Source organism: Cryptosporangium sp. NPDC048952 (genome assembly GCF_043197895.1).
Lineage (GTDB): Bacteria > Actinomycetota > Actinomycetes > Mycobacteriales > Cryptosporangiaceae > Cryptosporangium.
In genome coordinates this window covers 372,720-394,957 of record NZ_JBICTY010000006.1, presented here as the reverse complement: position 1 = coordinate 394,957, position 22,238 = coordinate 372,720, and the positions used below count along the sequence as shown (strand labels likewise).

The window sequence follows — 22,238 nt, the reverse complement described above, 5'->3', positions numbered from 1 at the left end:
CTATCGCACCAACGGAGGCGCTTGTGGCTCGCGTGGGCTCTATGCCATTACGCAGAGTAGTTGCTTCGCTCTCAGCTGTCGTTCTCGCGTCCATGGCGCTCTCCGCGTGTAGCGGCGCGGGCGGCGGCGGCACGTCGAGCGACGGCGACACGGTCAACGTCCTGATGGTCAACAACCCGCAGATGCTCGACATCCAGAAGCTGACCGCGGACAACTTCACCAAAGAGACCGGCATCAAGGTCAACTACACGGTGCTGCCGGAGAACGACGTCCGCGACAAGATCAGCCAGGAGTTCTCCAGCCAGGCCGGTCAGTACGACGTCGCGACGATCTCGAACTTCGAGGTGCCGTCGTACGCGAAGAACCAGTGGCTCGCCCCGCTCGACGACTACGTCTCCAAGGACAGTGCGTTCAAGCAGGACGACGTCCTCGGCTCGATGACCAAGTCGCTGACCGCGGAGGACGGCAAGCTCTACGCCGAGCCGTTCTACGGTGAGTCGTCGTTCCTCATGTACCGCAAGGACGTCTTCGAGGCCAAGGGCCTCAAGATGCCGGAGAAGCCGACCTGGCAGCAGGTCGCGGACCTGGCGGCGAAGGTCGACAACGCGCAGCCCGGCATGCGAGGCATCTGCCTGCGCGGTCTGCCCGGCTGGGGTGAGGTGTTCGCCCCGCTGACGACGGTCGTCAACACGTTCGGCGGCACCTGGTTCGAGAAGGACTGGACGCCGAAGGTCAACGCGCCGGAGTTCCAGCAGGCCACCGAGTTCTACGTGAACCTGGTGAAGTCGCACGGCGAGTCCGGTGCCCCGCAGGCCGGCTTCACCGAGTGCCTGAACAACATGCAGCAGAGCAAGACCGCGATGTGGTACGACGCCACGTCGGCCGCCGGTTCGCTCGAGGCCGACGACTCGCCGGTCAAGGGCAAGCTCGCCTACGTCGAGGCGCCGGTCGTCAAGACCAAGAGCTCCGGCTGGCTCTACACCTGGGCCTGGGCGATCCAGAAGGCCAGCAAGCGGCAGGACAACGCCTGGAAGTTCATCTCCTGGGCGTCCAGCCAGAAGTACGAGGAGCTGGTCGGTACCAAGCTCGGCTGGGCGAAGGTGCCGTCGGGCAAGCGCCAGTCGCTGTACGACAACCCGAAGTACCAGGAAGCGGCGTCGGCGTTCTACAAGGTCACGGACGCGGCGATCACGAACGCCGACCCGGAGAACCCCGGTCTGCAGCCGCGGCCGGCGCCCGGCATCCAGTTCGTCGGGATCCCGGAGTTCACGGACCTCGGGACGCAGGTCTCGCAGGAAGTGAGCGCCGCGATCGCCGGTAGGCAGACGGTCAAGGAGGCGCTCGACAAGGGCCAGGCCCTGGCCCAGAAGACCGCCGACAAGTACAAGTAATCCCCTTCCGGGGCCGGGCCTCCCGGCCCGGCCCCGGCACCCTCCGATGGCGCCCTGAAGGGGGTTTCAATGACCGCCATCGCTCCGCCGGCCGAGAAGACGGCCCCGCCCGACCCCGGGCGACAGCCCAGCGCGATTCGCCGCACCGGGGACTGGGCCCGTCGGGCGCCGCTACTGCCCGCGCTCGTCTTCCTGATCATCGTGACCCAGCTGCCGTTCGTGGCCACGCTGGTGATCTCGTTCATGGACTGGAACTCGCTCTACCCCGACCAGCGCGGTTTCGCCGGCCTCGGCAACTACGTCGACGTCTTCACCGACGCGTCGCTGCGCTCGTCGGTGGTCACGACGATCGTCCTCACGGTCGCGGTCGTCCTGATCAGCCTCGTGCTGGGCCTGGGCATCGCGCTGTTGCTCAACCGCGCGTTCCGCGGCCGGGGCATCGTGCGGACGCTGATGATCGCACCGTTCCTGGTCGTTCCGGTGGCGGCCGCGCTGCTCTGGAAGCACGCGCTGTTCAACCCGGAGTACGGCCTGTTCAACGGCGTCCTCACCTGGATCTTCGGGGACGACGCCCCGCAGCCGGACTGGATCACCGAGGCGCCGCTGTGGGCGGTCATCGCGTCGCTGGTCTGGCAGTGGACGCCGTTCATGATGCTGATCCTCCTGGCCGGCCTGCAGAGCCAGCCGCTGGACGCGCTCGAGGCCGCCAAGGTCGACGGCGCGACGCCGGTGCAGATGTTCCGGTTCCTGACGCTGCCGCACATGCGCCGATACCTGGAGTTGGGCGCGCTGCTCGGCTCGATCTACATCGTCCAGAACTTCGACGCGGTGTTCACGCTGACGTCGGGTGGTTTGGGCACGGCGAACCTGCCGTACACCATCTACCAGACCTTCTACCAGGCCCACGACTACGGACGAGCGTCCGCGGCGGGCGTGGTCGTGGTCATCGGAACGATCGCGATCGCCACGTTCGCGCTGCGCGTCGTGTCGTCGCTGTTCAGGGAAGAGGAGGGCCGGGCATGACGACCGCCGTCGCGAAGGTGAAACCCACGAAGGCGGGTCCGGCCCGCAGCAAGGGCGCTCCGCTGCTGGGGCTGCTGGCGTGGATCATCGGGATCACGTTCTTCCTGCCGGTGGCCTGGATGGTGCTCACCGCCTTCCACAGCGAGTCCGACGCCGCCACGAACCCCCCGTCGATCGCCGCCGACCTGACGCTCCAGGGCTTCCGGGAGTTCTTCGGCGCCACCAGCGGCGCGTCCCCGTGGCCGCCGCTGATCAACTCCGCGATGGCGTCGATCGTCTCGACGCTCATCGTGCTGGCGCTCTCGATCCCCGCGGCGTACGCACTGGCGATCCGGCCGGTCCGGAAGTGGACCGACGTCCTGTTCTTCTTCCTCTCGACGAAGATGCTGCCGGCCGTCGCCGGTCTGCTCCCGATCTACCTGATCGCGCAGCAGGCCGGGATGCTCGACAACGTCTGGACGCTCGTCATCCTTTACACGTCGATGAACCTGCCGATCGCGGTGTGGATGATGCGTTCGTTCCTGGCCGAGGTACCGGTCGAGATCCTGGAAGCGGCCGCGATCGACGGCGCCGGGCTCATCACCGTGCTGCGCCGGGTGATCGTGCCGGTAGCGATGCCCGGCATCGCCGCCACCGCGCTGATCTGCTTCATCTTCAGCTGGAACGAGATGCTGTTCGCCCGCGTCCTCACCGGCGTCGTGGCACAGACCGCCCCGGTGTTCCTGACCAGCTTCGTCACCAGCCAGGGTCTGTTCCTGGCGAAGGTCTGCGCGGCAGCGACCGTCATCTCGCTGCCGGTGCTGGCCGCCGGGTTCGCCGCCCAGGACAAGCTGGTCCAGGGCCTTTCGCTCGGTGCCGTCAAATAACCACTCTGGGAGATGCTCCATGAAAGCCGCCGTCATCACCGGAGTCGGCTCGGTCGAGGTGACCACCGTCGACGACCCGACACCCAACCCGCGTGAGGTCGTCGTCGACGTCGCCGCCTGCGGTCTGTGCGGGACCGACCTGCACATCCTGCAGGGGGAGTTCGCGCCGACGCTTCCCGTCGTACCCGGGCACGAATTCGCGGGGGTGATCGTCGAAATCGGCTCGGCGGTCACCGAGCTGGCCGTGGGTGACCGGGTCGCGGTGGACCCGTCGCTCTACTGCCACGAGTGCCACTACTGCCGGCTCGGCAAGAACAACATGTGCGAGCGGTGGGCGGCGATCGGCGTCACCACGGCCGGTGGCGCAGCCGAGTACGCGGTGGCGCCGGTGGCCAACTGCGTGAAGCTGCCCGACCACATCCGCACCGAGGACGCGGCGTTGATCGAGCCGCTGTCGTGCGCCGTGCGCGGGTACGACGTGCTGAAGTCGCAGCTCGGCGCGCACATCCTGATCTACGGCTCGGGCACGATGGGCCTGATGATGCTGCAGCTGGCCAAGCGCGTCGGCGCCGCCAGCGTCGAGATCGTCGACCTCAACCCGGAGCGGCTGAAGACCGCGGACCTGCTCGGGGTCACCGGGACGGCGGCCACGCCGGACGAGTTCGACCGCCCGCGTGGATGGGAGCTGGTCATCGACGCGACCGGCAACGCCAAAGCGATCCAGGACGGCCTCGGCCGGGTGGGCAAGGGCGGCACGTTCCTGCAGTTCGGGGTGTCGGACTATGCCGCGCGGGCCACGATCGAGCCGTACAAGATCTACAACCAGGAGATCACGATCACCGGCTCGATGGCCGTGCTGCACAGCTTCGAGCGTGCTGCCGAGCTGTTCGCCGCCGGTGTCCTCGACCCGGACGTGTTCATCTCCGACCGCCTTCCGCTGGACTCGTACGCGGCGGCCCTGGATCAGTTCGCGGCCGGAAAGGGTCGCAAGATCGAGGTAATCCCTTGACTTTGGGGGGCGAACTGCTGCTCGGAATCGACGCCGGGCAGACCGTCATCAAGGCGGCGCTGTTCGACCTCTCGGGTAAGGAGATCGCGGTCGCGCAGGGCGCCACCGCGATCTCCTCGCCACGCCCGCACTGGCAGGAGCGGGACATGGACGCGGCGTGGGACGTGGCCGCCGACGCGGTGCACCGCGCGCTGCAGGCCGCGGACGTCGACCCGACCGCGGTGCTGGCGGTCGGGTTGGCGGGCCACAACGACGGGGCGCACCTCGTCGACACCGCCGGGCGGCCGGTGCGCCCGGCGATCCTCGCGACGGACTCGCGGGCCACCGCGGAGGCCGCCGCGCTGCGCGAGGCCGCGGGCGACGAGGCGCTGACGCTGACCGGCCAGGTGCCGTGGCCGTGGAACCCGGCCGGGTTGCTCGCCTGGCTGCGGAAACACGAACCGGAGTCGCTCGAAGCAGCCGCCGCGCTGCTGTACTGCAAGGACTGGCTGCGGTTGCGGCTGGTCGGCGAGGTGGCCACCGATCCCACCGACGGGAGTGCGTTCGCGACCGACCTGTGGACGCAGGAGTGGTCCGCGGCCGTGCTGGAGATGTACGGCCTGGACGAGTTCGCCCGGCTGCTGCCGCCGATGCGTGCCTCCTCCGCCGTCGTCGGAGGGGTGACGGCGGAGGCTTCGGCACGTACCGGCCTCCGGGTCGGCACTCCGGTGGTGACCGGCTGCCACGACGTCGACGCCAACGCGCTCGGCATCGGGGCGGTCGGTACCGGCGCGCTGAGCCTGGTGATGGGCACTTTCAGCATCAACCAGGTGGTGGGGAACGCCCCCGTGGCCGATCCGCGCTGGCAGGCACGCACGTTCTTCACCGACCGCGGTTCGCCGCGGTGGCTGCACATGTCGACGTCGCCGAGCGGGGCGTCGAACCTGGAGTGGGCAGTTCGGCAGTTTTCTTCGTCGTACGGGGAAGCGATCGCGGAAGCGTCGGCGCGCGACGGCGGGTTGGTGCCGCACGCCGACGATCCGCTGTACCTGCCGTTCCTGTACGGCGCGCCGGTGCCTTCGTCCGGGGCCGGGTTGGTCGGGTTGCGGGGCTGGCACACGCGCGCCGACGTGTTCCGGGCCGTGCTCGAGGGCGTCGTTTTCAACCATCGCTGGCACGTCTCGGCGCTCGGGTCGTCGTTCCCGCTGACGGGTCCGGCGCGGCTGTGCGGGGGTGGTGCGCGCAGCGCGGAGTGGGCGCAGCTGCTGGCTGATGCGCTCGGGTTGCCGGTGGAGGTGACCGACGCGACCGAGGCTGGGGCGCGGGGTGCGGCGATGCTGGCCGGCGTCGGGGTTGGGGTGTATTCGGATCTCGGGGCATCCGTCGACGCGTGTGTACGGGTGGTGCGGCGACACGAGCCTTCGCAGGACCTGGACGAGCGGTACCAGCGGTACGTTGCGGTATCGGAGGCGCTGGCGATATAAGAGTCGCATTCACGTTCCGCCCGTTGAATGAGGACGGATTATGGTCGCTCGTCGGTCCGCGCTCGACGAGCCGACCAGATCGCCCGGTGGTCGCTGGCTGACGTCCTGGACGCTCGGGCACTTCGCGTTCTTCATGGTGATGTTCGCTGCGGCGCAGGTGGTATTGCCGCGGCAGGCCGAGGCGATCTCGCCGGCACACAGGGAGACGGTGGTCAGCGTCGTCACGCTGGTGGCCGCGCTGGTGACGATCGTGGTGAACGTGCTGGTCGGGGCGTATTCCGATCGGACGTTGGCGGCTCGGGGGCGGCGGCAGATCTGGGTGCTGCTGGGTGCTGTCGTCACGATCATCGGGCTGGTGGCGCAGGGGTATCAGAACACCGTCGTCGGGATGGTGGTGATCTGGGCGCTGGTGCAGGTCGGGCTCTCGTCGATCAGTGCCGCCCTGACTGCGGCGTTGCCGGACGAGGTGCCGGTGACCGAGCGGGCGCGGGCGTCCTCGCTGTGGGGGATCGCGTCGGCGGCCGGGCCGTTGATCGGGATCGCGCTCGTGAGCACGGTGTTCGCCGGGGTGGTTTCGGCGTATCTCGCGCTTGCCGTGCTGACCGTGTTCCTGGCGTTGCCGTTCGCGGTGTTCACGCGGGGGGTGCCGCTGTTGGCCGCGGAGCGGCCGAGCACGTCGTTCGGGGCGATCGTGCGGGGGACGCTCGCGCCGTTGAAGTTCCCGGATTTCGCGTGGGCCTGGGTGGGACGGTTCTTCATCCAGCTCTCGAATGCGCTGGCTCAGGTCTATTTGTGGTTCTACCTGCGAGACCGGGTGGGTGTGGACCCGGACGACTGGACGCTGTATCTGGTGGTGCTCTACACGGCTGGGGTCGTGGGGGCGGCGATCGTCGCCGGGCGGATCTCCGACCGCACCGGGCGTCGGAAGATGCTGATCGTGTGGTCGTCGGTGTTGCAGGGGATCGCGGCGATCTTCTACATGGTCTGGCCGACGACGTGGGGAGCGATCATCGGATCGCTGCTGCTCGGGGTCGGGTTCGGGTGTTATGCGGCGGTTGATCAGGCGCTGATCACGCAGGTGCTGCCCCGGCCGGAGGATCGCGGCAAGGACCTCGGCGTCATCAACATCGCCAACAACCTGCCCTACGTCTTCGCCGGCGCCCTGGGCGGCGCCGCCCTGGCCCTCTTCGGCCGAGAAGCCCTCGGCTACCCGGTCCTCTACGCCCTCTCCCTGATCACAGCACTGATAGCCGCCCTGACCGTCCAACCCATCAAGTCAGTCCGTTAGAGCCGGTGGGCTTCGGTGATTCGGCGTAGGAACTGTTGGGTGCGTTCTTCCCGGGGGGCGCCGAAGAGTTGTTGCGGGGTGCCGCGTTCGTGGACCTTGCCGTCGGCCAGGAAGCAGACCTGGTCGGCTACCTCGCGGGCGAACCCCATCTCGTGGGTGGCGATCACCATCGTCATGCCGTCGTCCTTCAACGACCGCACGACCTCGAGCACCTCCCCGACCAGCTCGGGGTCGAGCGCCGCGGTGATCTCGTCGAGCAGCAGGAGCTTCGGGTCGGTGGCCAGCGCCCGCACGATCGCCACCCGCTGCTGCTGCCCACCCGACAACCGGTCCGGGTAATCGTGAGCTTTGGCGGCCAGCCCTAGCCGGTCGAGGAGCGCCACCGCTTTCTCTTCCGCCGCGGCTCGGGCAACTCCGTGAACCCGTCGCGGCGCCAACGTGATGTTCTCCAGCACCGACAGATGCGGAAACAGGTTGTAGGCCTGAAAAACGACACCGATCTGCTGCCGAACCCCGTCCGCGTTCACCCGCGGATCGGTGATGTCCCGATCTTCCAGAAAGATCGCCCCGTCGTCGATCGTCTCGAGCAGGTTCGCGCACCGCAGCAGCGTCGACTTCCCCGACCCGGACGCCCCGATCAACACCGTCACCGTGTGCGACGGCACGTCCAGATCGACGTCGTCCAACACGACGTGCGACCCGAACACCTTCCGAACGTTCTCGCACCTCAGGACGCTCACACCACACCACCCTGCGACTGGCGCCGGTTCATCCGCGCGGTCACCCAGTCGGTGAACCGCGTCATCGGAATCGTCAGCGCCACGAACAACAACCCGGCCACCACGTACGACGTGTAGTTGAACGTCTGGCCGGTGTAGATCTGCGCTGCGTACACCGCGTCCACGGCCCCGGCGATCGACACCAGCCCGGTGTCCTTCTGCAGCGACACCATGTCGTTGAGCAACGGCGGCACGACCCGCCGCACCGCCTGCGGCAACACGACGAACCGCATCGTCTGCCGCCAGTTGAGCCCGAGCGACCGGGCCGCGGCCCGCTGCGACGGGTGCACGGACTCGATGCCGGCCCGGAACACCTCGGCGACGTACGCCGAGTACGTCAGCACCAGCGCCGCCCCACCGAGATAGATCGGATCGTTCGTGACGCCGGTCAGCCGCAGCGCCGGCACGCCGTAGATCATCAGCAGCAACGTGATGATCACCGGCATCCCGCGGAACAGGTCGGTGTAGACGGTGGCCAACGCCCGCAGCGGAAAGAACACCGGCCCGCGGAGCGTCCGCATCAGGGCGAGCAGCAGCCCGAACGCGAGGATGACCACCCCGCAGAAGAGCAGCAGGCGGACGTTGAGCCAGAGCCCTTCGAGGATCGCCGGAAACGCGGCGCGCGCGTCCTTCCAGCTGAAGAACGTGTCCTGGACGCGCTGCCAGCCGGGTGAACTGACGACGCCGACGACCAGCGCGACGACGACGACCAGCGAGCTGGCACCGGCGATCCCGGCGGAACGAATCGCCCGGGAGCGGCGGTACTGCTCCCGGGCGAGTTGCCGTTCGCTTTTGACGTAAGGCTGGGTCACTTGAGAACAGGAGCGTTCGTGGCCTTGGACAGCCACTCCTCTTCGATGTTCGCGAGCGTGCCGTCCTCACCGATCGCCTCGACGGCCTTCGAGACGCACGCGGTGAGCTTCGAGCCCTTGTCCAGCACGAGACCGAACTGCTCCGGCGTCCCGACAGTGTTCTCGAACTGGCCGACGACGGCCGCGTCGGTGACCTCGGCGCCGGTGATGTAGAACGCGGTCGGCAGGTCGACGACGATCGCGTCGACCTGGCCGTTCTTCAGCGCGGTCTTGGCCAGGTCGTTCTTCTGGTAGATCGAGGGCTTCGTCGTCGGCTTGATGACGTCGTTGATCGTGTCCAGCGAGGTGGTGCCGACCTGGGCGCCGATCTTGTAGCCCTTCAGGTCGGCGATCGACTTCGCCTTCGCGGCCGGCGAGCTCTTCAGCGCGATGATCGCCTGCCGGACGTCGTAGTAGCCGGACGAGAAGTCGACGGCGTTCTTCCGCTCGTCGGAGATGCTGACCTGGTTGATGTCGAAGTCGAACGTCTTCTTGCCGGGCGCGATCGCGTTGTTGAACGGCACGGTCACCCAGGCGACCTTGTCCTTCGAGTAGCCGAGCTGCTCGGCCACCGCGTAGGCGGTCGCGGCCTCGTAGCCCTTGCCGTTCGTCGGGTCGTCGTCGGAGAACCAGGGCTCGTAGGCAGGCTTGTCGGTGCCGATCGTCAGCGTTCCCGCGGTGAGCGTGGGAAGGGCACCGGCAGCGCAGTCGCCGCTCGAGGCAGAGGCGCTCGCGGTGGTCTCCGTGTCCTCGTCGGCCGGCGCGCAGCCGACGGCCCCCAGCGCGACGAACAGGGCAAGGGCTGCAACGGGCAAGGAGCGGTTCATCGGATCTCCGACTCGAACGGTAGGGATTAACGCGGGGCTAGCGTACGTCGTCGACCGACGTGGGTCCGCGTGCACCACCGGGTTGCCGCGAAACCGTAATGAGCCAGCTCACGGGTCGGAACTTCGACGCAGAACATGTGTGAACCGGCGAGATGCGCCTACACTCGGTCGCCGATCAGGTGTGGGAAAACGGATGGAGTTCCGACAGTGGGCACCGGCCCTGCCGAGCGCGAGATTCCGACCAGCCGACCGGTCCCGACGGTGACGCGGAAGCCGCCGGGCCGCCGGATGAGTTCCGCGAAGGTCCGCATCGGCATGATCGGCGCGCTCTCGTTGACTGTCGCTGCGTGCGGTAGCGGCGACGACGTCCAGGCGCGCTGCGTCGACCAGCGCAGTTATCAGAACAACGACGGCTCCTACAACGTCGTCGACGACGACTACTGCGACGACGACGGCCGCTACTACGGCAGCCACGGCGGTTACTTCTGGTACTACGGCGGCACCAGTCGGGGCTCCCGTATCTACCGGGGCACCACCGTGAAGCCCAAGGACGCGCACATCACGACCACCAAGGGCAAGACACTGCAGCGCGGCGGGTTCGGTAGTCGTTCCTCCAGCGGAAGCTGAGGGCATGCGCCGTGAGAAGTCCACCCCGCGTCCGGGGTGGGAAGAGAAGATCGAGTCCCAGGGTCTGGCGTTCCACCGCACGTCCCACCCCGACCACCTGATTCGTCCCTATTGGGACGAATCGGTGCACTACACGTTCACGATGGACGAGGTCCTGTCGATCGAGGCGGACGTCGAGACGCTGCACCAGATGTGCCTGGAAGCCGTCGAGCACGTGATCAGCACGGGGCGGTACGTCGACTTCGGCATCCCCGGCTGGGTCGCGCCCTCCATAGAAGCCTCCTGGCGGCGGCGTGACCCGCACCTGTTCGGCCGCTTCGACCTGCGTTACGACGGCACGGGCCCGGCCAAGATGCTGGAGTACAACGCCGACACCCCGACGAGCCTCGTCGAGACGTCGATCATCCAGTGGTACTGGAAAGAGGACGTCTACCCCGACGACGACCAGTGGAACTCGCTGCACGAGCGCCTGGTCGAGGGTTGGAAGAAGGTCGCGGCCCGCGCGCCGTCCGGTCCCGTCCACTTCACCTGGACCAACGAGGACGAGTCCGGCGAAGAAGTGATGACGATCGCCTACCTGCAGGAGACCGCGCAGCAGGCCGGCCTCGACGGCATCTCGATCGCTGTCGAGGACATCGGCTGGCATTACGGGCGCAAGCGCTTCGTCGACCTGCAGGAGCGCGAGATCAACACGGTCTGCAAGCTCTACCCGTGGGAGTGGGCGGTCGACGACCTGTTCGGCCGCAACGTCGTCGACACGCTATCGACGATGCTCTGGGTCGAACCGATCTGGAAGATGCTGCTGTCCAACAAGGCGTTGCTGGCGGTGCTCTGGGAGATGTATCCCAACCACCCCAATCTGCTGCCCGCGTACCTGCGCACGCCGGGGCCGCTGCTCAGCTACATCCAGAAGCCTCTGCTCGGACGTGAGGGCGCGAGCATGCAGATCGTCACGCCGTCCGGGACACAGGCCACCCATGGCCAGTACGGTGCCGAGGGCTTCGTCTATCAGGAGTTCTGGCCGTTGCCGGAGTTCGACAACCAGCGTCCGGTGCTGGGCGCCTGGGTCGTCGAGGACGAGGCCGCCGGGCTGGGCATCCGCGAGACGACCGGCCTGATCACCGACGACACGTCCTCCTACGTTCCCCACCGAATTCTTTCGTCCCAATGAGAGGCAGCATGGCCACCGACGTTGTTTTGGCGCTCGACAGCACGTACTGGAACGCGGTCGGCAAGGGAGCCGGCTCGATCGTGGCGTACGCGGCGCTGGGCCTCGTGCTGCTGGTCGTCGGCTACTACTCGATCGACCTCGCGACGCCGGGCCGCCTGTCGACGATCATCCGCGACGAGCGGAACATCAACGCGACGGTGCTCGCCGGCTGCGGTGTGTTCGCGGTGGCGCTGATCATCGTCGCGGCGATCTGGTCGTCGGGCGGACGGCTGGTGGAGGGCCTGATCTCGACCGCGATCTTCGGGTTGATCGGCATCGTGTCGCAGGTCGTCGCTGCGTTCGTGTTCAACATCCTGACGCGGATCGATGTGCGTCGGCTGGTGCACGAGCCGACCGTCTCGCCGGCCGCCGTGCTCCTGGGCATCACGAACATAGCGATCGGTCTGGTCACCGCGATGGCCGTAATCTGAGCCCATGGACGGGTACCTGGGTCAGTACGCGAGCTTGGGGCTGCTGCTGATCGTCGGCGTGGGGTTCGTCGCGGTGTCGTTCGGCGCGAATCGCGTGCTGGCGCCGTACCGGCCGTCGGCGGCCAAGCTCAGCACCTACGAGTGCGGTGTCGACCCCGTCGGTGGCGACTGGGCCCAGGCGCAGATCCGGTACTACGTCTACGCGTATCTGTACGTGCTGTTCGCGGTGGAGAGTGTGTTCCTCTTCCCCTGGGCGGTCGTGTTCGACCGCCCAGGGTTCGGCGTGGTGACTCTCGTCGAAATGGGCATTTTTGTTGGGCTGTTGGCGCTCGGCCTGCTCTACGCCTGGCGCAAGGGCGTACTGCGCTGGACGTGATGTGGATCGTCGGCGGTCGCGATTCTGCGTGAAGGCCCGAACGGGCTGCTGGCCGAGCCTCGTCCAGGCCGGCCTCGATCGGTGACCGAACAGCAGGTCGAGCAGGTAATGGTGACGACGCTGGAAGAGACACCTGTCGACGCCACTCATTGGTCCACCCGGTCGCTGGCGGCGCGGACCGGGATGAGCTAGTCGGCGGTCTCCCGGATCTGGCGGCGTTCGGCCTCAAACCGCACAGGGTCTGTATCTCGACCCGCCCGAACGGGCGCTGGTGCTCTGCGTGGACAAGAAGTCCCAGATCCAGGCGCTGGACCGCTCAGCGCCCGTGCTGCCGAGGCTGCCCGGCGTGCCAGCCCGACAAATCAGGAATCCTGCAGTTCATCCGCGCCATCGACCGCAACAGCCCAGCGGGCCTGGATCTGCACCTGATCCTGGACAACTACGCCACCCACAAACACCCGCCGTCCGCGCGTGGCTGCTGGCCCATCCGCTTCCACCTGCACTCATCTGCCGCGGCGTCCACCGCTCAGACACTGCACTCGAAACTGACATCCGCACCTGGATCGAGCACTGGACACTAGGTGTCCGCCAGCACATTCGCCAGACCTGCCACTGACCGCTGTTCATAGCTTCCTTCCGTGGCTCCGGCGGCGGCGATCGCGTCGCGTGCGGCATCGAGGAGACACCCAGCGAGCCGCACTGATTCGTCGTCCGGCTCGAGGAGACCGGTGCGGACTGCGCCCGCGAGCGGCGGCAGCGTCCACTCCGCCAGCTCGACCAACGCGAACGCGGGCTCCGACCGGGCGCGCACCGCATCGATGTCCAGCGCGCGCAGCGCCAGCAAGGCGTGATCGAGCGCGCCGTCCGCGGTGTCGTCGACATCGGTCCGGCGGTAGTAGCCCAGGGCGGCGACGGCGTGCAGCCGGGCACGGGTGAGGGGCGCCTCGGGGCCGTTCCGGGGTTCGACTTCCAGGATCATCTCCTGCAGCCGGATCAGCGGCCCTAGCTCGTCACCGGCCGATCGGCTCATCCGGTAAGCCGTGTAGTGCGACAGCGCCGCGAGTTTCGCCGTACCGATCGTCCGCACCGCGCCGCTGACGACGAGATCGTCGGTCAACTCGCGGCTGGACAGCGCGTCTCTCCAGCGACGCTCCAGACCGACCTCCACCTGTTCCGGCCTCCCGAGAATCGTGCTCGCGCGGTCCAGCGTGAGGCACACCGTCTCGAGCAGCATCGACGCTGTGCCTGCGCTCATCCGGTCACGGCGCCAGCGATCGCCCAGCAGGCGGTGGAAGCGATCGAGGCGCTGCACCCGCTCCTCCAGCTCGGCGTCGTTCCGGGCGGGATCCGCGCACAGGCCTGCTACCTGTTCGGTGATCCGGTGGCAGTCCAGCAACAGCAACGCCACGTCATGGCGATCGCAGTACTGGGCGGCGAGACTCGCGGTCTCCGTCAGGTATGGCGAGTTCCACCCGAACGGTGTGTCGCCCGATCGTGCCGGATGCGTCACCCGGGTGTACTCGGCGGCCGCGTAGGCGGCGACGGCGTACGCACTTCGAGCGGTTGGTGTCAGCGCTCGGAACAGTTCTGGAGTGGGCAGATTGGGTGCCGACGGCGACGGGAGGTGCCCGCCGGTCAGGCGACTCCACCGGGAGACGAGCGGAACCGCGACGTCGGCGACCCGCAGGTGAGCCTGCATCGTGCGGTGGTCGGTCGGGCGCTCCCGGACCCACAGCATGCCGTGGCCGGACGATCCAATCGACAGCAGCAGCCGAGTGAGGTAGTCGACGAGGTCGTTGCGGATCTCGTCCCCGTCAGCGGCGCCGTAGTCATCGATCGCGCCGACGGCCCGCACGCTCACATCGAGCAGGTTGAACTGGTCGGGTTGATTGCTGTCGGGGTCGGCGTCGGTCGGTCCCGCGTACGGTTCCGGCTCCTCGGGCTCACTTCGAGCGCCGTCCGCCAAGCCACGCGAATCCATCCGGTCGCTCCACGACAGCAGCAGAGCACGCTGAATAGCTCGTGCTTGGAGTGCGGCCGATACCAGAGCTGGTTGCGCGCGGTAGGTCTCGACGATCATCCCGGCCCACATCGCCATCCGTATCGCTGGGTCGACGGCGGCATCGCGCGAGCGACGGCAGACATCCTCGATCGCGGCCGTTGCGGTCTCGAACAACCGGTTGGCCCCGGCGAGGACCACGGCGGCCTTGGTGTCCGGGCCGAAGCGGTTCACGGTCGCATTTGCCAGGCCGGTCGGTGTCTGTGCGCGATTCGGCGTCCAGACCGCCCGGTCGCGGAGCGCCCAGCCGGCACCGTACGTGCCTGCCTTCATCGCTTGCGGATCGTCGCGGTTCTGCGCATCGAGCGCCGACTGCTGTTCCCGGGACGGGAACGGGGCGCCGCGTGCGATCTCCGCCAGCGTGATGCGCCGGAAGTCGGAGACCCATGTGCAGTCGTACGGGTTCTGGTCCCAGACGACGCCAAAGAGGGGTGCCACCTTCCGGGCCACTCGCGCGATCACGACTTCGGATCGACGCACCTCGGCGTCGGGCACGGACACGGCGAAGGGTTCCACGGCATCAGCCTAGCTGCGAGTTCATGAAAGAGAATCCTCTCAGTAGCAAGATCCCAATTTAGATATTAAAGTAATCGACTATGAAAATCTCTCCTCAGCTGTCTTACGAAGCGATCGAGGTCAAGCGCTTGGCGGCCACAGTGCCGTCTCTGTCAGCGGTGGCGGCGTCGGATCCTCTCCGCGGGCGGGCCATCCGCGCTGGTCTGTACGCGGTGAGCTGGTCTCTCGTCTTCGTCCGGCACACCCGTCCGCTCGAGTACCGGCGAGGCCACCCTTGGTGTGCTTCCGCCGTCGAGCGGCTCGTGCCCGGCTGCGTCGACCGATTCGAGGACGACCTGGAGGCGGTCGTCGATTACACGATGCGGTACGCGGGAGGTCCGATCGGCAACCTGGAGGGCTTCATCGTGCGGAAGCTGCCGTACGCCACCGCAGACGGCAACCGGCATCGCCGGGGTGCTCGTGGGGCGATCCAGCGGCCGCGTCTCCCCGCCTGGCTCGGTACGCGCCTCGGCGGCGACCCCTGGCTCTGCGACTTGGCGCTCTACATCATCGATTGGGTCGGCGGTGCGGAGGCGGTGGGCCTCGATCCGTGGCCGACACCTGCCTGGGCCGAGCGTCGCATGTGGCGGCTCGGTGACATGCGGCCCGACCCCGCCGCCACCGCCGCGGATATCGAGCGGGTGCTGCAGGCCATGCGCGCCCGGGCGAATTGGTATGAAGCGCACATCGCCGGTCCGCTCGACCGTCGGGACGTACGGGCCGTAGCGCTCTCGCCCGACCAACTCATGGCTAGCCTCGCCGACCGGGTAGCAGAACCGTCCCACGAGGACGACCTGACGCAGCGCGCCGCCCTGGCTCTGCAGCGACTGGGCGCACACCGGGCCGCGGTCGGCGGAGCGGAGGACGCCGTCGACGGCGGCTTCGTCTCGGCGGTCGCGGACACCGTCGACGCGCTGTTCGGCTCCGCGGCCGAGGTCCCCACCGAAGCGGCGGACTGGATCACGGAGCAGCTTCGTGACCCGTTCTACCGTCGGCGCATCGCCGGGCAGGCGCGTCAAATCCTGCGTGACAACGGAACCCATGGAATGTCCTGGAAAGACGCCGGATGAGGAGGGCCCGGTCATGACGGTGTTGGGGTTGAGCGCGGATTGGTGGGAAGCGCTCGGGGGAATGTTGGGCGGCATCGGTTCGGTCGCTGCGTTCTTCACGGGGCTCGTACTCATCTCGCGGGAGAGCAAGGCGCGTCGTTCTGCCGAGGAGATCCGGCAGAGCGTTCGGCGGGACGAAGAGGCCAGGCAGGCCCGCTTGATCCGCGTCCGGTTCGGCGAGGTTTGCCCGACTAGGGTGCCGTGCGGAATGTCCGAGCTGGGCACGACGTGGACGGACGGGGTCGAGGTCACGGGGGAGCTGTTCAACTTCAGCGAAGCGCCGGTATTCGACGTCACCGCGGGGATCGACGGCGCGCGGCAGCCGGTTCAGCGCGCGATGCTCGGTCCGACGCAGAGCGTCGCTGTGCGGTGGGAGCTGATCGGCGTCGAGGCGGAAGCGCTGCTGGCAGCGAGCGTTCAGTCCGGAGCGCCGGGCGCTCGGACACCGGTGCGGTTGGAGTTCTGTGACACGTACGGGCGGGCCTGGCAGCGCCGCGGCGAGATCCTGTCGCGCCGGACGGTCATTCAGCCGGCTCTGCCCCCCGAGTGACGGAAAGGGAGGTGCCGGCGAGGGCGGCGGGCTCCCTCTCGACCGACCGACGAGCGACGCCGGATCCAACGGATGTTTCTCGCTCGACGGTGCCCTCCGCATCGATCACGACGACGACCGCGTACTCGGTGCGCTTGGTGAGGGCGGTCCGCAGAAGCGCGTATGCGGCGAAGATCGGATCCGTGAGGCCGGCGTCTTCGGCGGCCAGTGAACTCTCTCCGGCGAGGCGGTGGCCGGCGACCAGGATGAGGCGATCGTTCGGTAGCACAGACAGTGCCATGTTGGTCGGCCGGTCGTCGATGCGGTCCGCGATCGGCGACTCCTCTCTCGGATTGGTCAAGCCGAGGTATCCGTCGGCCAATCGGTAGATCCGGGTGGCAGTGGTGTCGAGCACCGCGACCTCACCGGTGACGTCCATGGTGAGACCGGTCGCAGCCCTGTTCGGGTCCGAGTCGGCGGGCGCCCGCCGTTTTCGTAATTTGGTGGAGGGGCTCGTGAGCTGACGGACCAGCGCCGCGGGGCCACGTCCACCGTTCGACAGCGTCGTGGCGAGCGCGAGCCGGAGCGGTGTTCTCCCGTCGACCGGAACCCAGAGGCTGACGGGGGTGGCGTGGACGGCTGTGATAGCCCAGCCGTTGAGCCCGACCGCATAGCGCGGAGAATCGTCGGACGGGTCGTCGCCCGCCGCCGCGATACCGATCCGGAAACCGCTGACCTGTACCTTCATAGGGTACTCCTGCTTCGTCGCGAGTGATCTGTCGAAACCAGGCCCCGGTCGTGCTGGGCTGCTCGACGGCTGCCGTTGACCCCGCCGAGAACGGTCGTGCCGAGCCAGACCAACCAAAATGCCGGCCAGCCGACGGCCGGCCCGAGAGGGATCGTCAACCACGACGCGATGATCGCCGCGGCGACGAAACCGATCCAGGCGCCGATCGTCGTGCCGAGTGCGATGTCGGCCCCCCGCGCACTGGAACTACTGCGCGCGACGCCGATCGCACCCCCGCAGACGGCGAGCAGAGCGCCGACCACCAAGCCCACCGCGAGTCTCGTCGAGATCGCCACGCCGACCGCCGTGAGCACCGTCAGGATGCCGTGGAATATCCCCACCCACCGATTCAGCTGCGAGCGCCACCGGTTGAGCTGCACCTCGCGAATCGCCTCCCGGAGGGTGCGACCGGCGAGGCGCCTGAACGTCCGGAACGTTCGCAGGCGTTGTTCGATGATCGCGCGCCGGTCTTCGATCGCGCGCCGTGCCTGTTCGAGCGTCGCGCCGCCGACCCGCCACTCGCGCTCGAGGATGACGTTGCGAAAGACCAGCGCGGCGACGTAGTGCGCGACGGCGCGCTCGGGATCCTGGGCCCGCTCGGCTCTCTCGGCTTCCTCGCAGATGGCTCGGAACCAGCCCACTCGGAGGTTCTGCCGAGTCATGAGCTGCGCGGCGTCGGCCCGCAGCACCGTGACGTGCTGCTCGTCCAGCGCCGCGTTGAGCAGTTCGGCGCGAATGAACGCGCTGCTTCCCGGTAACGCGCTCTCCAGGGCGCCGAGCGTGGCGTCCGAGCCGTCCTCTGCGTCGGACCGCGCCCGTGGTCCGTGCGACACCGCGAGGGCAGCCGCCTCGCCCGCGAGCATGCACAATCTCTGCCATCGCACGTCGGCGATCGATAGACCGCGGTAGTCGTCGAGGTGGCGGAATGCCAGCAGACTGCCGGAGTCGAACAGCGCGTCGAGGAACTCGATCGCTTCCGCGTTCCCACGGGCGGCCCAGCGGGCGGTGTCGACGAGATCCGGTTGAGTCACCTGGTACTCGCGGAAGACAGGGTGGCCAGAGGGGTTCAACCGGGTGATCACCTCGGTGATGCTCCGGTCGACCGGTTGCCTCGTCTGGACGTACTGACGATCGACGTCGTCCAAGGCGTCCCCGAGCGTCGCGGACACGGACCGGGCCCAGGTGCGAATTCCGTCCCACTCCAATGGGCTGAGCAGCAGCCCGGCCGCCGCATCCCACCGCCGGGCCATCGCGGCGGCCAGCGCGGCGGGGCTGTCCAGCACGTCGCCGGCGAAGAAGACGGGCTCCTCGCGCAGATCGCCACCTGTCTCCCGGACACGCGGGTTACCGTCATCCAGCCACTCGGCGACCTGGGCGGCGCCCCACCGTTTGCTCTTCGCCCTGGTCACCAGTCCGCGAATGGCCTGCGTCCATCGAGGGTCGGAGAGCCGGACCTCGATCGGCCCGGCGTGGAATCGGTCCACGATGGCCTGGCGTTCCATCCAGCCGTCGTTCTTCCTGAACGGGTGTCGGTCGAGTGCTTCGAGCAGGGTGATGCCGACGCTCCACCAATCCGCAGCCGGCGAGGACACTTTCGATTCGAAATCGGGTGGGGCGTAGGCCGCGCTGCGCATGTTCCAGTTCTTCGCTTCCACCTCCATTCCGGGCTGTAGGTTGGCGATTCCAAAGTCGGCGAGACAGACGCGTAAGGGATCGAGGCCGGTGACGAGCAGATTGTCCGGTTTGATGTCGCGATGGATCAACCGATAACTATGTCCGTCCGCTGGTTGCAGATCATGAATGTACTGGAAAGCGTCGTACAGGCTCTCGAGTAGCGATTTGGCGTCCGCAAAGTCGAGATTTCCCCCGCGCCTAGCCGCATATTCTTTCAACGACCCGTGTGGCAGATACTGCGTGATCTCGTACGTCGTATCCGTTTCGTTGACGTAAGCGAACTTGATCAGGGGAACGGCGCATTCTGGGGGCAACGCACGCCACGGCTCCCAAACGTCCTCCTTGGTGCGGCGCCCTTCGTCGTAGACCTTGACGACGACCTCGTGGTCACCGTCGGCGGCCAGAGCCGTCGGCCAGGGGCCGTGCCACCGTGCTTTCCAGAGGACCGCCTGGCCCCCCTTGGCGAGATACTCCGGACCGGACAGGTTTTCGCGGACCTCGACCGGGAGCCGGTCGTAATCTTCCTCGTACTCCGGCACGACTCACTCCGCCTGCGTCATCGGCCGGGCGGGACGAACGTAGGAAGCTCCAGGTGGAGTAGCTGCGTCTGGCCGAGGCGGATCTCGGTCGGGAGTGAGAACCAGTACGGCTTGAACGGCACGAGCAGCCGGCCGTTGACCCAGGTGCCGTTCCTCGATTTCAGATCCTCAACCAGCACCTGCGAGTCGTTGATCGTCACAGCGACGTGCAGTTTACCGATCTTCTTGGAGGTAAGGCGAGCGGCGATCCATTCGTTCTCGCAGTTGCGTCCGATGACGATACGCTCGTATCCCTTGAGCCAGTAATAGCCGCTGCCGCCGTCGATGCGCAGCCAGGCGCCCACGCCGTCTCCGTCTGTACTAGTCGTTACGTCGCGCGGGGAAACGTTGTCCGTCATCGTGCCTCCGGAGGATGTGGATAGGGGAGCGCTGCGGCCCGAACCCTGATTATGTTTTGACGGACAGAATGGCGGGGGTGCCAGGCGCGGACGGTGTGGGGAACTGTCCGTCACTTTTCCGGCGAGAACATCGAAGGTCGTTGTCGGTACGTCTGTGATCGGGGGTCTTCCGCGTGCCACCGTCCGGGAATTCCGCGACCTTGCCCGAGGCGGAGGTCAAAGCCTTGAAACGCCTCGGCCGGACGGACGGGCGTTACGGCGTTCCTGATCTCACGGTGTCGGATTCGGCCGTGACAACGCCTGCCCGGGCGTTTCTGGTCCACGCGTTGTACGAGGAATGCGCCGGGTTGAGGGCGACGTGGGACACGCGACGCATCGACATCGAGCAGCGCTTCTCGGTCTCGTCGGATGAGCGGGCCGCGATCGAGCAGGATCTGAAAGAGGTACAGGCGGAGATCGACCGCGAGGCGGCTGACCGGTCCCGGTCGACGAACTGGTCCGACGAGCGTGGATGGCGTGACCGCAACACGCCGGAAGACGTGGTCAGGGACCGCTACCGACGTCGTCGTGACCGGAACCGGAGCGCACTTCTGAACGAACGGGACCGCTTACAGCAGGCGCTCAAGAAACACGATGGAGCGAAGGCTGCTCGATCCGCCGAGTTGGGCAAGCTCGGTGCCGAAACCGTGCGGGACGCCGAGCGGCAGTACCAGCTATTCCGCGCTCGGCGCGCCGCGTATGACCACGCTCTGATCGCTCGGCATCCGGATGGCCTGATGCTCGCTCACCAACTCGACACCTCCGATCCGCCGAAGCCGGACTGGCTGACTGACCTCAAGCGGACCATGGGAGACGGCGCGTGACGACGTATCCGCGGTCCTGGCGGGGAACGATCCGGCGGGACCTGACCGGCGGGTTGCGGCGCTGGCTGAACTACCTGTTCCCCGACCGCCCACCGGAGCCCGCTCCCGAGAGTGTCGGGGACATAGCCGGGCTCGATCACCTCACGCACGAGTCGGGGGTTCTGGTGCCGAAGCTCAACCACTCCAGCGCCGTGATCAGCAGCCTGGTGGCGGAGCTGCTGACGAAGGACGCGATCGACACCTATCACCTCCCGGTGTTCGAGCCGACGATCCAGCTGTGGAGCCGGCACCTCGCGAACTCCATCGACGGCGACCACCTGCGAGCGCGCATGTCCATCCAGCGTGCGCGCCTCGAACAGAGCTATCGGCTACGTCGTCGGGAAGACCAGCTGGCGGCGACCGGCGACGAGTTGATGTACGTCGAGGAACAGATTCGTGCAGTTCACGCGGCCTGGCCGCAGGCGCAGCGGTGGATCCGGCTGGACGGCGGACCGGCCGAATCCGCCGAGAAACCCGCCGCCTCCGGACGATCGGCCACCACCGAAGAAGAACAACGTGAGGAAGACCCGCGATGAGTGACGGTCCGACGGACGGGCGCCCGGCCTGGGCGCCTGGGGAGTCGATTCCCAGGGCGAGGGCGCGCCGCGAAACTGACCCCCGGGCAGCGCAGGGCCGGGTTCGCGACGAGGGCAACGCCACCGGACGGCGCTCGGACTCGTCGAGGGAGACGCCGACCTCGGGCGCGCCCGCTCCGGGAGCGTCCTCCACCGACGCACCTCCCTCAGCCGAGCCGGACGGCCCCTCGCGTCTCCGGTTCCAGAGCCCCCGGGACGACATCGCTCCGATCATCGGCGTGGAGCGGCGTTGGACGTCGTCGATCGTCATCTATCCGCTGTTGGCGGTCATGGCGGCCGCCGACGCCTACGGGTTCTGGAACACCCTGGTGGAGATCTTCGGGCGCGACAGCGCGCTCCTCATCGTCCTCGTCGTCGCACTGGGGATCGGTGCGGTGACGGGCCCGCACGTCGCCGGCCAGATCGCCAGGTCGATCAAGGATTCGCAGGGCGGCAGCTGGGCGTGGGTGGGAGCGCTGGTCGTGGCCTGGCTGGCCCTCGGAACCTCCATCGCCTACATCCGGTTGTCGCACGGTTCCGATGCCGGGTCGGGTGGTAGCAAGAGTTCTCTGCTCGGCAATCAGGAATCCGCGGTGAGCACCAGCGGAGCCGGTGACATCGGCATCACGGTGCTCCTGGTCTCGCTCTTCCTCATGACCGGCCTGCTGGCGATGTGGCACGCCTATCGAACTTCCGATCCCCGCGGCCGCGAGCTGCGGGCCTATCTCCGTCGGCGACAGCGGCTGATGCGGCAGCTGGCGCTGGATCGAATCGCGGTAGCGGAGGAACGACGCCGGCTCGAGCAGTTCGACGCCCTGCAGAAGTTCAACGACGACGACCGCGACCTCCGGCACGAGGGGCTCGAAGTCCACGAAGGAATCCTCAATCAGGAAGTCAAGATGGCGTTCGCCCGCAGCCGGCCCGATCCACGGAATTCCGACGAGATATTCGGTCTCAACGACAAGTGACG

General features: G+C 67.6%; 23 protein-coding genes and 1 pseudogene. 17 read left to right on the top strand and 7 right to left on the bottom strand.

All coding sequences use genetic code 11. From position 1 onward, the window contains the following. The first annotated feature begins 41 nt into the window (after positions 1–41). The 6 genes from ACGFY5_RS32270 to ACGFY5_RS32245 all read left to right on the top strand — a co-directional run bounded on the left by ACGFY5_RS32270 (position 42) and on the right by ACGFY5_RS32245 (position 7,040). Positions 42–1,391, top strand: a complete 1,350-nt coding sequence (locus ACGFY5_RS32270) for an ABC transporter substrate-binding protein (protein ID WP_392725825.1) — start codon at positions 42–44, stop codon at positions 1,389–1,391. Between the two features lie 69 nt (positions 1,392–1,460). Further along, positions 1,461–2,414: a carbohydrate ABC transporter permease gene (locus tag ACGFY5_RS32265; RefSeq protein WP_392725822.1), complete on the top strand. Its 954-nt coding sequence runs from the start codon at positions 1,461–1,463 to the stop codon at positions 2,412–2,414. After that, entirely contained in the window at positions 2,411–3,280 is an 870-nt protein-coding gene (locus ACGFY5_RS32260; protein ID WP_392725819.1) for a carbohydrate ABC transporter permease, read from the top strand. Before ACGFY5_RS32265 ends, ACGFY5_RS32260 begins: the two co-directional genes overlap by 4 nt. A 19-nt stretch (positions 3,281–3,299) precedes the next feature. Beyond that, positions 3,300–4,289 carry a zinc-dependent alcohol dehydrogenase family protein gene (locus tag ACGFY5_RS32255; protein WP_392725817.1) on the top strand — a complete coding sequence of 330 codons (990 nt, stop codon included), beginning with the start codon at positions 3,300–3,302 and terminating at the stop codon, positions 4,287–4,289. After that, entirely contained in the window at positions 4,286–5,752 is a 1,467-nt protein-coding gene (locus ACGFY5_RS32250; RefSeq protein ID WP_392725814.1) for an FGGY-family carbohydrate kinase, read from the top strand. Before ACGFY5_RS32255 ends, ACGFY5_RS32250 begins: the two co-directional genes overlap by 4 nt. A gap of 40 nt (positions 5,753–5,792) precedes the next feature. After that, a complete protein-coding gene (locus ACGFY5_RS32245; protein WP_392725812.1) occupies positions 5,793–7,040 on the top strand; it encodes an MFS transporter in 1,248 nt (415 codons plus the stop codon). Here the strand turns inward: ACGFY5_RS32245 and ACGFY5_RS32240 are convergent. The 3 genes from ACGFY5_RS32240 to ACGFY5_RS32230 are packed head-to-tail and all read right to left on the bottom strand — an operon-like array spanning position 7,037 to position 9,497. Beyond that, positions 7,037–7,780 carry an amino acid ABC transporter ATP-binding protein gene (locus ACGFY5_RS32240; protein WP_392725809.1) on the bottom strand — a complete coding sequence of 248 codons (744 nt, stop codon included), beginning with the start codon at positions 7,778–7,780 and terminating at the stop codon, positions 7,037–7,039. The two genes, ACGFY5_RS32245 and ACGFY5_RS32240, sit on opposite strands and share 4 nt — an antisense overlap. Further along, positions 7,777–8,631 carry an amino acid ABC transporter permease gene (locus ACGFY5_RS32235; RefSeq protein ID WP_392725807.1) on the bottom strand — a complete coding sequence of 285 codons (855 nt, stop codon included), beginning with the start codon at positions 8,629–8,631 and terminating at the stop codon, positions 7,777–7,779. The genes ACGFY5_RS32240 and ACGFY5_RS32235 overlap by 4 nt, the downstream gene beginning before the upstream one ends. Next, on the bottom strand, positions 8,628–9,497 hold the full coding sequence (locus ACGFY5_RS32230) for an ABC transporter substrate-binding protein (protein ID WP_392725805.1): 870 nt from the start codon (positions 9,495–9,497) through the stop codon (positions 8,628–8,630). Before ACGFY5_RS32230 ends, ACGFY5_RS32235 begins: the two co-directional genes overlap by 4 nt. Positions 9,498–9,704: 207 nt before the next feature. Here ACGFY5_RS32230 and ACGFY5_RS32225 point away from each other — a divergent pair, with 207 nt between their 5' ends. The 6 genes and pseudogenes from ACGFY5_RS32225 to ACGFY5_RS32200 form a co-directional block, all read left to right on the top strand. Further along, the gene (locus ACGFY5_RS32225) at positions 9,705–10,124 is read left to right on the top strand and encodes a hypothetical protein (protein WP_392725802.1); all 420 of its coding nucleotides are present in this window, start codon (positions 9,705–9,707) and stop codon (positions 10,122–10,124) included. 4 nt (positions 10,125–10,128) lie between these two features. Then, positions 10,129–11,295 (top strand): glutathionylspermidine synthase family protein, encoded by a 1,167-nt coding sequence (locus tag ACGFY5_RS32220; RefSeq protein ID WP_392725800.1) that lies wholly within the window; start codon positions 10,129–10,131, stop codon positions 11,293–11,295. 8 nt (positions 11,296–11,303) lie between these two features. Beyond that, positions 11,304–11,765: a DUF350 domain-containing protein gene (locus tag ACGFY5_RS32215; RefSeq protein ID WP_392725797.1), complete on the top strand. Its 462-nt coding sequence runs from the start codon at positions 11,304–11,306 to the stop codon at positions 11,763–11,765. A gap of 4 nt (positions 11,766–11,769) precedes the next feature. Beyond that, positions 11,770–12,141, top strand: a complete 372-nt coding sequence (locus ACGFY5_RS32210; protein WP_392725795.1) for an NADH-quinone oxidoreductase subunit A — start codon at positions 11,770–11,772, stop codon at positions 12,139–12,141. 81 nt (positions 12,142–12,222) lie between these two features. Continuing rightward, positions 12,223–12,333: a hypothetical protein gene (locus tag ACGFY5_RS32205; RefSeq protein ID WP_392725792.1), complete on the top strand. Its 111-nt coding sequence runs from the start codon at positions 12,223–12,225 to the stop codon at positions 12,331–12,333. A gap of 46 nt (positions 12,334–12,379) precedes the next feature. After that, a pseudogene (locus tag ACGFY5_RS32200) lies at positions 12,380–12,631 on the top strand (hypothetical protein); the annotation flags it as partial. 87 nt (positions 12,632–12,718) lie between these two features. Here ACGFY5_RS32200 and ACGFY5_RS32195 read toward each other — a convergent pair. After that, positions 12,719–14,716 (bottom strand): hypothetical protein, encoded by a 1,998-nt coding sequence (locus ACGFY5_RS32195; protein ID WP_392725789.1) that lies wholly within the window; start codon positions 14,714–14,716, stop codon positions 12,719–12,721. 80 nt (positions 14,717–14,796) lie between these two features. Between ACGFY5_RS32195 and ACGFY5_RS32190 the strand changes: the two genes are divergently transcribed. Further along, positions 14,797–15,825 (top strand): hypothetical protein, encoded by a 1,029-nt coding sequence (locus tag ACGFY5_RS32190; RefSeq protein ID WP_392725786.1) that lies wholly within the window; start codon positions 14,797–14,799, stop codon positions 15,823–15,825. A gap of 13 nt (positions 15,826–15,838) precedes the next feature. Continuing rightward, positions 15,839–16,414 carry a hypothetical protein gene (locus ACGFY5_RS32185; RefSeq protein ID WP_392725784.1) on the top strand — a complete coding sequence of 192 codons (576 nt, stop codon included), beginning with the start codon at positions 15,839–15,841 and terminating at the stop codon, positions 16,412–16,414. Here the strand turns inward: ACGFY5_RS32185 and ACGFY5_RS32180 are convergent. The 3 genes from ACGFY5_RS32180 to ACGFY5_RS32170 are packed head-to-tail and all read right to left on the bottom strand — an operon-like array spanning position 16,386 to position 19,737. Then, positions 16,386–17,141, bottom strand: coding sequence for a hypothetical protein (locus ACGFY5_RS32180; RefSeq protein WP_392725782.1), 756 nt, complete (start codon positions 17,139–17,141; stop codon positions 16,386–16,388). The genes ACGFY5_RS32185 and ACGFY5_RS32180 overlap by 29 nt on opposite strands. Next, a complete protein-coding gene (locus ACGFY5_RS32175; RefSeq protein ID WP_392725781.1) occupies positions 17,138–19,393 on the bottom strand; it encodes a protein kinase in 2,256 nt (751 codons plus the stop codon). The genes ACGFY5_RS32180 and ACGFY5_RS32175 overlap by 4 nt, the downstream gene beginning before the upstream one ends. 17 nt (positions 19,394–19,410) lie before the next feature. Continuing rightward, positions 19,411–19,737: an FHA domain-containing protein gene (locus ACGFY5_RS32170; protein ID WP_392725778.1), complete on the bottom strand. Its 327-nt coding sequence runs from the start codon at positions 19,735–19,737 to the stop codon at positions 19,411–19,413. 254 nt (positions 19,738–19,991) lie between these two features. Here ACGFY5_RS32170 and ACGFY5_RS32165 point away from each other — a divergent pair, with 254 nt between their 5' ends. From ACGFY5_RS32165 to ACGFY5_RS32155, 3 genes are read left to right on the top strand one after another with little or no spacing between them, the layout of a single operon-like run. Next, positions 19,992–20,654, top strand: coding sequence for a hypothetical protein (locus tag ACGFY5_RS32165; RefSeq protein ID WP_392725777.1), 663 nt, complete (start codon positions 19,992–19,994; stop codon positions 20,652–20,654). Further along, on the top strand, positions 20,651–21,229 hold the full coding sequence (locus tag ACGFY5_RS32160) for a hypothetical protein (protein ID WP_392725774.1): 579 nt from the start codon (positions 20,651–20,653) through the stop codon (positions 21,227–21,229). The genes ACGFY5_RS32165 and ACGFY5_RS32160 overlap by 4 nt, the downstream gene beginning before the upstream one ends. After that, complete coding sequence (locus ACGFY5_RS32155; protein ID WP_392725771.1) at positions 21,226–22,236, top strand: hypothetical protein; 1,011 nt, start codon at positions 21,226–21,228, stop codon at positions 22,234–22,236. The genes ACGFY5_RS32160 and ACGFY5_RS32155 overlap by 4 nt, the downstream gene beginning before the upstream one ends. Positions 22,237–22,238: the final 2 nt, after the last annotated feature.

Bases quoted from the DNA above. Each gene is read 5' to 3' on its own strand.
- ACGFY5_RS32270 (WP_392725825.1), top strand. From the start codon at position 42: ATGCCATTACGCAGAGTAGTTGCTTCGCTCTCAGCTGTCGTTCTCGCG.
- ACGFY5_RS32265 (WP_392725822.1), top strand. From the start codon at position 1,461: ATGACCGCCATCGCTCCGCCGGCCGAGAAGACGGCCCCGCCCGACCCC.
- ACGFY5_RS32260 (WP_392725819.1), top strand. From the start codon at position 2,411: ATGACGACCGCCGTCGCGAAGGTGAAACCCACGAAGGCGGGTCCGGCC.
- ACGFY5_RS32255 (WP_392725817.1), top strand. From the start codon at position 3,300: ATGAAAGCCGCCGTCATCACCGGAGTCGGCTCGGTCGAGGTGACCACC.
- ACGFY5_RS32245 (WP_392725812.1), top strand. From the start codon at position 5,793: ATGGTCGCTCGTCGGTCCGCGCTCGACGAGCCGACCAGATCGCCCGGT.
- ACGFY5_RS32230 (WP_392725805.1), bottom strand. From the start codon at position 9,497: ATGAACCGCTCCTTGCCCGTTGCAGCCCTTGCCCTGTTCGTCGCGCTG.
- ACGFY5_RS32220 (WP_392725800.1), top strand. From the start codon at position 10,129: ATGCGCCGTGAGAAGTCCACCCCGCGTCCGGGGTGGGAAGAGAAGATC.
- ACGFY5_RS32215 (WP_392725797.1), top strand. From the start codon at position 11,304: ATGGCCACCGACGTTGTTTTGGCGCTCGACAGCACGTACTGGAACGCG.
- ACGFY5_RS32210 (WP_392725795.1), top strand. From the start codon at position 11,770: ATGGACGGGTACCTGGGTCAGTACGCGAGCTTGGGGCTGCTGCTGATC.
- ACGFY5_RS32190 (WP_392725786.1), top strand. From the start codon at position 14,797: ATGAAAATCTCTCCTCAGCTGTCTTACGAAGCGATCGAGGTCAAGCGC.
- ACGFY5_RS32185 (WP_392725784.1), top strand. From the start codon at position 15,839: ATGACGGTGTTGGGGTTGAGCGCGGATTGGTGGGAAGCGCTCGGGGGA.
- ACGFY5_RS32180 (WP_392725782.1), bottom strand. From the start codon at position 17,141: ATGAAGGTACAGGTCAGCGGTTTCCGGATCGGTATCGCGGCGGCGGGC.
- ACGFY5_RS32155 (WP_392725771.1), top strand. From the start codon at position 21,226: ATGAGTGACGGTCCGACGGACGGGCGCCCGGCCTGGGCGCCTGGGGAG.